The organism is Mycolicibacterium vinylchloridicum (assembly GCF_013404075.1).
In the GTDB taxonomy this organism is placed as follows: domain Bacteria; phylum Actinomycetota; class Actinomycetes; order Mycobacteriales; family Mycobacteriaceae; genus Mycobacterium; species Mycobacterium vinylchloridicum.
Window position 1 is genome coordinate 1 of the sequence record NZ_JACBJQ010000193.1, and the last position, 1,024, is coordinate 1,024.

2 protein-coding genes are annotated in these 1,024 nt (G+C 62.6%); both read right to left on the reverse strand.

Features of this window, described 5'->3' with window-relative positions; genetic code table 11:
* Positions 1-137: 137 nt before the first annotated feature.
* A complete protein-coding gene (locus tag HPC46_RS34510) occupies positions 138-596 on the reverse strand; it encodes a nitroreductase family deazaflavin-dependent oxidoreductase (protein ID WP_179476453.1) in 459 nt (152 codons plus the stop codon).
* Between the two features lie 78 nt (positions 597-674).
* Positions 675-872 (reverse strand): hypothetical protein, encoded by a 198-nt coding sequence (locus HPC46_RS34515; RefSeq protein WP_179476454.1) that lies wholly within the window; start codon positions 870-872, stop codon positions 675-677.
* Positions 873-1,024: the final 152 nt, after the last annotated feature.

Consider the following 1,024-nt stretch of genomic DNA (forward strand, 5'->3'; position numbering starts at 1 on the left):
GCCACCCGCCGAGAAGAAAACCCCACGCCCACACCTCCATCACAACCCAATAACCACACCAACTCCCGCGAGACTAACCACCCCACCCCACAACAGTCAACCAACGACACATGTCACTCACTGACAGTGAGGTGAGGTTATCGTTCGGCTGCCCCAGCGGGCGTCAAGATCACCAAGGGAATCTCCCTGTCGGTCCAGCTCTGGTAATCCGATAAGTCCGCATAAGCCGACACCATCAGGGGCCACAACCGGGCCCGCTCCGTCGGATCGGCCGTACGGGCCTGAACCGACCGCTGATGCCGACCGATCTGTATCCGGGTGTCGGGGTTGACGAGGAGATTTCGGAACCACTGTGGATGCTCGGCACGCCCGCCCTGAGAGGCGACCACCACGAATTCGGGGCCGTCCTCGATATATAGCAGCGGCACGACGAACGTCTTGCCGCTCCGACGACCGGTGTGCTCCAGAAGTAGCGTGGGCACCGGTCGACGAAACCCCGCACCAATGCGCCATTTGGCGCCCACCCGGCCACCCGTGCGCCGGTAGATCATGACGTGCGCACGGCTCGCGATGCGAAACAGCCGCGGCAGGATCATTGAATTCAGCCCCGGCGGCCTTCGCTGACTCAAAGCGGAATTTCCCCCAGATAGTGGCACGGCCAGGGCCGCGCGCTGTTAGACGATCTTGGTCAGCTTGAACGGCATCGTGATGCTCAACGGCAGATTTTTTCCGCACGCCCCACTGACACCTGTTGTGGTGTCCCATCCGTCGAACACCTCGGGGCCGGGCACCGCCCGGAACAAATATTGTTGCCGGCCCGGGGCAGTGGTTCCGTCGGCGCACGGCTCCCAGTCCGGAAGTTCTCGGGTCACCTTCCACAGGCCGGATTCACAGACCGGTCAAGTCCAGGGGCGTGGTGTACGACGTCGTCGTGTGATTCTTCGATGTGATGGTTCAGGCGGTCAGTGCCGCGGGGGTGGCCTCCTGTTCGGTCGGTGAGCTCTGATCGGCTCGGGATTTGCTG

Coding starts and splice junctions, on each gene's coding strand:
- HPC46_RS34510 (WP_179476453.1), bottom strand. CDS start 596: ATGATCCTGCCGCGGCTGTTTCGCATCGCGAGCCGTGCGCACGTCATG.